The following is a 7,791-nucleotide window of genomic DNA, read 5'->3' on the forward strand; positions in this document are numbered from 1 at the left end:
GATCCCAGGGCCGGATTTACATCGGGTATCATCTACAACAACAATATCGTTACCGAAGAGGATTTTCCGACAGTCGTCGCCCTACTCGAAGACGGACGTTTTTCGGCCGAACTGTCTTTAGACAACCCCACTAGCGGTAATATCAGCTTCACTCCGTTCAACCTTCCTTTCTACATCGAACCGGGCGACACCCTGACAATCTTCATCGATTGGGAAGACCTGTTACAGGCCGATCGTTACCGGGACCGTCGTTTCAAAGATTTTCAAACCTTACGGTATATGGGCTCTTCTTCAAAAATCAACGCCGACCTGACCAAAGCCGGGATCCATATTCAAAGGGAAGGGAATATCCATTTCAGAGAACAAGCCAAACAATTGACTCCGACGGCATTCAAAATCCAGGCTATGCAAAAACTCGAAGACAAATTAAACACCCTGGATCGGTTGAACCGTCAATATCATTTCAGTCCCAAATCCATGCAAATCCTGGAAACCTACATTAAAACCGATATCGCAACTCATATCCTGGACTTTGCTACCACCCGGAAATATTTCCAAAACGAGGAGCCGGAAAACAAAATCCTGCAAGCCGAAGTTCCTCAAGATTACTATGACTTCCTGAAAGAAATGCCGCTAAACGACCCCAACCTGCTTATTCCCTATGAAAATTGGGTATTTTTCAACCGTTTCGAATATATCCCTCCTTTCGAACAAGCCTACAAAATTTCCGCCCAATATGAAGTATCGGGGTTTCCCCGACTGATCGAAACCGAATGGAAAATAAAAGACAGCATCTGTTACCATTCTCTTCAGCTCGAACCCAACTTGAGTTATGACATTATAAAAATACGGGATCTGAGCACAAACCTCAAAAACTTGCAACGCAGTACAGCCGACAGTCTTGTAGCCCTCACATTAAAAGAAGTAAAAAACCCCTATCTCCGTCAAAAAGCCCATTACCTGCTCGAAAAATACTGTCCCCGGGAAATCAAGGCTTCCCGAGCATTACCAGCAGGAAAAGGTGCCGATATCTTCCGCAAAATCATCGCTCCTTACCAGGGGAAAGTGATCTACGTCGACTTTTGGGCTACGAGCTGTGGTCCTTGCCGGGCAGATATTCAAAACATGAAACCGCTCCGGGAACAGTATAGTGGAAAAAATATCGTATTCCTGTTCATCACAGACGAAAAATCTTCACCTATAAACGATTACAACCGATTCACAGCCGATCTGCAAGGAGAAAAATTCCGGATACCGGAGGACGAATACAATTATCTACGGGAACTTTTCCAAATCAATGGAATCCCGCACTACGAAATCATCAACAAACGGGGAGAAGTAGTCAATACAGCCTTTTACCGGCAAAATAAAAGCGATTTATTCGATACGTTGATAGAAGAACAGTAGAAACGGAAATAACGGATAAAACAGATAAAACAGCAGAAACAGCTGCTTTTACCGTTTTATCCGTTTATACCGCTTTCACCGTTTACTCACAAACTCCCGGATAAAGGCGGTCGTTTCGTCGATACCGTAAACGGAAGAGCTGATACACAAGTCGTAAGATTCTGCAGCCCCCCAGATTTTATCGGTATAGTAATTATAATAAGAAGCCCGGGATTTATCTGCTTTCCGGATATATTCCTCGGCTTCTTTCTCTTCGATATGAGCATACTCGACAGCTCGCCGGATCCGGTCCTCCATACGGGCACTGATAAAAACGCTTATGCAATTTTCATTATCCCGCAAGATATAGTCTGCACAACGGCCAACCAGGATACACGACTGTTCGGCAGCCACTTTACGGATCACATCCGACTGAATCTGAAACAACGATTCGTTCGACAGGTAATCGTTACTTTGAAAAATGGCGTTATTCATCGAAAAACCCATAGCTAAAGCTTTCAGCAGGCTACCGGAATTCCGTTCGTCCGCTTTCTCGAAAAATTCACCGCATATGCCGCTTTCTTTCGAAGCCAGGTTGATCAATTCTTTATCGTAAAACGCAATACCCAATTGTTCAGCCAGCTTCTTACCGACATAGCGGCCACCGCTACCGTACTGTCTTCCGATGGTGATGATTATTTTCTTTTCCATAAATATCAGTTTACAAACTCTATTACAAAGCTACCGAATCTTTTGTATTATTCAATCCCCCGGTCTTGAATTTCTTCAATTGCCAGCCCAACATCAACCCGGTTGTAATCGAAGCGATAAAATCCGCTACCGGAATACTTCCCCAAACGCCGTCAGTACCCCAATAATGCGGCAGGATAAGAAGACAGGGCAATAAAAAGATCAATTGGCGGGTTAAAGACAGGAAAATCGCTTTTCCGGCCATCCCGATCGACTGGAAAAAACTCGAGGATACCATCTGGAAACCGACCAAAGGGAAAAACAAAAGAATCAGGCGCATCCCATGTTCGGCAATATCGATCAAATCGGAATCACCGGTAAACATCCGGATAATCGTCCGTGGAAAAATCTGACAGATCAAAAATCCCAGAGTGGTCACGGTAATGGCACATAAGGTCGTATATTTCAATACCTGAATCATCCGGGACAGCTGCCGGGCACCGAAATTATATCCGGCAATAGGTTGCATCCCCTGATTAAATCCCATAACGATCATGATGAACAAAAACACAATACGGTTGACGATCCCATAAGCTCCGATATACATATCTCCCCCGAAATCTTTCAATCCATTATTGATCAGCAAAACGATCAGACAACTACAAAGATTCATCAGGAAAGGCGACAACCCGATAGCCAGCATTCCTCCGACAATATGCCATCTGACCTTGAAAATTCCTTTTTGAAAACGAATAAAACTTTTCGGACTGGAAAAATGGTACAACACCCCGAGCAAAGCCAAAAACTGGGCACAGATCGTCCCCAGGGCAGCTCCCTTGATTCCCATATCCAAAACAAAAATGAAAAGTGCATTCAGCACTCCGTTGATCAAGACGGCAAACAACGTCGCCATCATCGCCCTTTGCGGGTAACCCGAAGCCCTCATCACCTCATTGAGCCCCATATAAATATGAGTAATGAGGTTACCATAAAGGATTACCTTCATATAATCGCGGGCATACGGCAAAGTGTCCGCACTGGCCCCGAAAAAATAAAGGATCGGATCCAGAAAAATCAGGCATACCGTCATAAACAAAAAACCGATCACGGTATTCAGCAAAAGTACATTCCCGAGCACCGCCTCGGCACTTTTCAAATCCTTTTGTCCCATCTTCACAGACACCAGTGTAGAAGCTCCTACTCCCACCAGAGAGCCGAAAGCCGCCGCCAGATTAATAAAAGGGAAAGTCACGGCCAAACCGGCAATTCCCAATGCCCCCACCCCGTGTCCGATAAAAATACTGTCCATCATATTATACAACGAAGCAGCGGTCATTGCTACGATCGCCGGGACAGCATAACGCATCAATAATTTCTTAATATCCTCTGTTCCTAAAGACAGAGGCGATTGTTCCGACATAAAATAAATTTTAAAATTAAACACTCATGCCACCCACCTCCTACTAAAAGTCTTTTTTTTTACTTTCTACCTTTCTCCCCGCCTTTACCCTCTCCCTTTCCAGCTTTTACCCTTTAGTTTCTACTCTTCAGCCTTTAGCTTTTAACCTTTAGCCTTTAACTTTTAGCTTCTACCCTCTATCATCTCCCTCAACGCCCCGATCGCCTCCTCTTCCGGGACAGCAGTACGCACCATTTTCCGGCCTTTATACAGGTTTACCTTTCCATTCCCTGCACCGACATAGCCATAATCGGCATCTCCCATCTCTCCGGGTCCGTTGACCACACAACCCATGACAGCGATTTTCAGCGTATTCAGATGTCCGAACGCTGCTTTCACCTTAGCCACCGCACCCTGCAAATCGAACAATGTCCTTCCACACCCCGGACAACTGATAAATTCTGCCTTATACCGACGCACTCCGGCAGACTGTAAAATATTCCGGCTCAATTCCAAAGGGAAAGTCAGGTCCTCTATTTCCGGTGTTTCGATCCAAAGACCACCGGCAAGACGGTCGAGGAAAAAACCGCCCAATTGTGAAGCCGCCACAAGACGGATTCGTTCTTTCTCCTTCCCCGGCACGACAGCCCGGATAATCGCCGGATTAGTCAGGCCGGCCTCCTGTATCCGGCGGAATATTTCCCGGTAAAGGCGATATTCGACAGGCAGTGCCAAAACCAACACCGCTTTCCCATCCTGCCGCAACCGGCCGGTTAAATCGGCATCCAGTTCTTCGGACCGGCAGATCTGCACCAATCTGTACTTGCTATCGATCGTCTGTTCCCCCTTTTTATATGCTCCGACACTGCATAACGGAGAAGCATTCCGGTTATAGACATGAGCCATATCCAGAATCTCCAGAGGTACGATAACCCCTGTATCCGGGGGTAATTTAGTCAATTCCGGTCCCAATGTCCCGGTATAAATCCATTCCGGTGCTTTTATACCGACATGCAAACGGTCACCATATACCGGATCATTGACCTCATTTACGGTAAAACCGATCCGGTTCATCACCTGTTCGTCCAATACGGTTACTCCCGTCAATCCGGCCACGATACAAGGTTTCGAACACTCTCCTTTCAATGGGGTCCACCCTTTCAGATACTCCGGTTCGGAACAGATCCGGGCCAATTCGCAAGCCACAGGAATCTCGGCTTCGGGTTCCTCGGTCAGGGACACCCGGATCGTATCCCCGATTCCTTCATTCAACAGGGTTCCGATCCCCACTGCCGAACGGATACGTCCGTCTTCACCCTCACCGGCTTCCGTAACTCCCAAATGCAAAGGATAACACATTCCCTCAGCCTCCATTTTCTCCACCAGTAAACGTACGGCATCCACCATAGTCCGGCAATCGCTCGATTTCAGCGAAATCACCACATCTTTAAAGTCACAAGCCTGACACACCCGCAAATACTCCATCGTAGCCTCCACCATTCCCGCCGGGGTATCTCCATAGCGGCTCATAATACGATCGGACAACGAACCATGATTCGTACCGATGCGGACAGCCGTTCCATATTGCCGGCAAACCTCCAGAAACTCCGTAAATTTCTGCCGCAGGATTTCCAATTCAGCTGCATACTCCTCATCGGTATAGGTCAGCTTCTTAAAAGTGGCCCGTTTATCCGCAAAATTTCCCGGATTTATCCTCACCTTTTCCACATAACGGGCGGCAACCGAAGCAGCCTCAGCAACAAAATGAATATCCGCAGAAATCGGAGTCGTATATCCCCGTTCACGCAAACGACGGTGTATTTCCCCGAGCATCTCCGCTTCCTTCACTCCCGGAGCAGTAATCCTCACCAGCCGGCCACCGGCCTCGATAATCCGGATCGCCTGTTCGACACAAGCATCCACCTCCCGGGTCGACGTATTCAGCATCGATTGAACCAGCACCGGTTCTTCCGATGAAAGAACCACATTTCCTATTCGAACAGCAGTTGTTTTCCTTCGCATAATTTTCTTATTAGATCTTCCACGTGATCATACTCTTCATATTCTTCGTATTCCGGGGATTCCGGATATCCTTTCCCTCAGGGGTATAAAGAAAATCCAATTCTTCCCGGAAAACTTCGTACACCTTGTGCCGCACCACCTTCGAAGTTGAATTGACCGTTCCGTTCTGTGCCGTCAGAGGTTCCGGCAAGATCCCGACAACAGCAGGTAACCAGCGTTCGGGAAACATCCCTTCATACATGCCACCCTTACGGAATTTCATCAGTTCCTCATTCAATTTCGTCAGCATCAGCTTACAAGCTTCAACCGTTCCGGGTTCTTCTTCCCGTTGTTTTACATATTCGGTCAGAGCTGTTTTATTCGGAACGATCAGGCCGGCCGTATAAGGCGACTGATTATTGTACAACACACAATAATCGATATAGGGGGATAATTCGGCAATAGCTTCTTCGATTCCTTCGGGGCTATATTTTTCCCCGTCGCCGGCAATCAGCAGTGATTTAAAACGTCCCGATACAAACAACGACCCGTCTTCACCGAGATAACCCCTGTCTCCGGTATACAACCAGCCGTCGCGGATCGTCCCGGCCGTAGACTTCTCATTCTTCCAATATCCTTTCATCACATTCTTCCCCCGGATGACGATCTCTCCCTTTTCTCCTTTCTTCACTTCTGTCCCTGTTTCGTCACAAATCTTCAATTCCAAAGGTTTCACTACCTGTCCCGAAGACCCGAAACGGTAACGTTGCGGACAATTGGAACTAATCACCGGAGAAGCTTCGGACAATCCGTACCCTTGCAACATCGGGATACCCAGGGTACAGTAGTATCTTTGCAATTCCGTATCCAGTAAAGCCCCACCCCCGACAAAAAATTGCAGGTTACCGCCAAAAATTTTCCGGATCTTCGAAAATACCAGTATATCCATCAGCTTCACCACAGGCCACAGTAGCATACGTCCGCCTTTCCCCCGGAAATTTCCCTGACCATGATAGTAATATCCCCATTTCAGTCCCAGTCCGTAAAGTTTCCGGATCAGCCATCCCCGTTGCCGGATACCCGTCTCGATACTCCTCCGGAAATTCTTGGCCAAAGCAGGAACGCTCAGCAACACATGCGGCTTTATCTCTTTCATATTCAACGGAATATTACGCAGATATTCCATCGGTGACTTACCGAAATCGACGGCTGCCAACGAAGCCCCGTTATACATAAACGAATAAATCCCGACGGTATGTGCAAAACTATGATCCCAAGGTAAAAAAAGCAAAATCCGGAAATATTCCGGAATACGGATCAGGGAATCGGATTGCAACACGTTACTCACATAATTCTCATGGGTAAGCATAATTCCTTTCGGCTCGGCCGTCGTTCCCGAGGTATATGAAATATTGGCCAGATCGGCCCCACTAACTGTTGCGGCCTGTTTTTCCAACATTCCAGGGTACTCTGTCACCCAACGTTTTCCTTCATCTTTCAGACGTTCGAAAGAATTATATTTTCCTTCCTCAGCCGAAGAATAACGGATGACATAAATCTTTTCGATTTCGGGAAGTTCAGCTTCTATCCGCCGCAAAGTCGCTACATAATAATCCGATACGATCAGGAAACGGGCCCCGGAATGGCGGACACGAAATATCAATTCTTTATCCGTGAGTTTAATACTCAGGGGAACATTCACACCACCGGCATATAAAATACCCAATTCGGCGAACACCCAATCGTTACATCCCTCACTCAGCAAAGCAACGCGATCGCCCTTCTGCAAACCTCCGGCCAGCAAACCGGCCGCCACATCACCCACTTCCCGGCGAGTTTGCCGATAGGTCACCGACCGATACCCCCCTTCACGCTTTTCCCACAAATAAGCATTTTCCGGAAACTTCAGGCAACTCCGTTCCAGCAAATCGATCAATGTATGCAACTCCCCGTTCTTCATGGGGACAAAGATACAAAAACGTGCGTTCAAGGACAAACTTCAGGGAATAATCTCCCGTTTTCCCAAATGACGGGGACCTTTATGGACAACGATGTCGATAAAAACTTTCACCCGGGCCAATAATTCCCGGACCCGGGTCTTAACACCATTATAGACATCGACATCTTTCGCATTAAAACCGACGGCTTCGATTCCATTCCGCCCGGCAATATACAGGGCTCTCTCGTTATGAAACCGTTGGGAGATGATAGTAAACCGATCCTGTCCGAACACTTTTTCCTGACTTCGTCATTGCGTACCCCAAAATTCTTCGTCAAAGAGTTTAGCTATTTTCTGATGCCTTGCCATCAGCATG

Annotated in this window: 5 protein-coding genes and 1 pseudogene; 1 reads left to right on the plus strand and 5 read right to left on the minus strand. The window is 47.0% G+C overall.

The features are described from left to right. Positions 1-1,407, plus strand: a 1,407-nt coding sequence (locus tag WS42_RS13785; protein WP_046451275.1) for a TlpA family protein disulfide reductase, incomplete at its 5' end; no start/stop codon positions are given. A gap of 75 nt (positions 1,408-1,482) precedes the next feature. Here WS42_RS13785 and WS42_RS13790 read toward each other — a convergent pair. From WS42_RS13790 to WS42_RS13810, 5 genes and pseudogenes are all read right to left on the minus strand, one after another. Continuing rightward, on the minus strand, positions 1,483-2,097 hold the full coding sequence (locus WS42_RS13790; RefSeq protein ID WP_013613077.1) for a cytidylate kinase-like family protein: 615 nt from the start codon (positions 2,095-2,097) through the stop codon (positions 1,483-1,485). 22 nt (positions 2,098-2,119) lie between these two features. Next, positions 2,120-3,496 (minus strand): MATE family efflux transporter, encoded by a 1,377-nt coding sequence (locus WS42_RS13795; RefSeq protein WP_022159763.1) that lies wholly within the window; start codon positions 3,494-3,496, stop codon positions 2,120-2,122. Positions 3,497-3,658: 162 nt separating this feature from the next. After that, positions 3,659-5,497 carry a (E)-4-hydroxy-3-methylbut-2-enyl-diphosphate synthase gene (gene ispG / locus WS42_RS13800; protein ID WP_046404313.1) on the minus strand — a complete coding sequence of 613 codons (1,839 nt, stop codon included), beginning with the start codon at positions 5,495-5,497 and terminating at the stop codon, positions 3,659-3,661. A gap of 10 nt (positions 5,498-5,507) precedes the next feature. Continuing rightward, a complete protein-coding gene (locus WS42_RS13805) occupies positions 5,508-7,436 on the minus strand; it encodes an AMP-dependent synthetase/ligase (protein ID WP_022159761.1) in 1,929 nt (642 codons plus the stop codon). 39 nt (positions 7,437-7,475) lie between these two features. Next, a pseudogene (locus WS42_RS13810) lies at positions 7,476-7,715 on the minus strand (SanA/YdcF family protein); the annotation flags it as partial. Positions 7,716-7,791: the final 76 nt, after the last annotated feature.

It is taken from the genome of Odoribacter sp. N54.MGS-14, from assembly GCF_000980295.1.
Taxonomy (GTDB): Bacteria; Bacteroidota; Bacteroidia; order Bacteroidales; family Marinifilaceae; genus Odoribacter; species Odoribacter splanchnicus.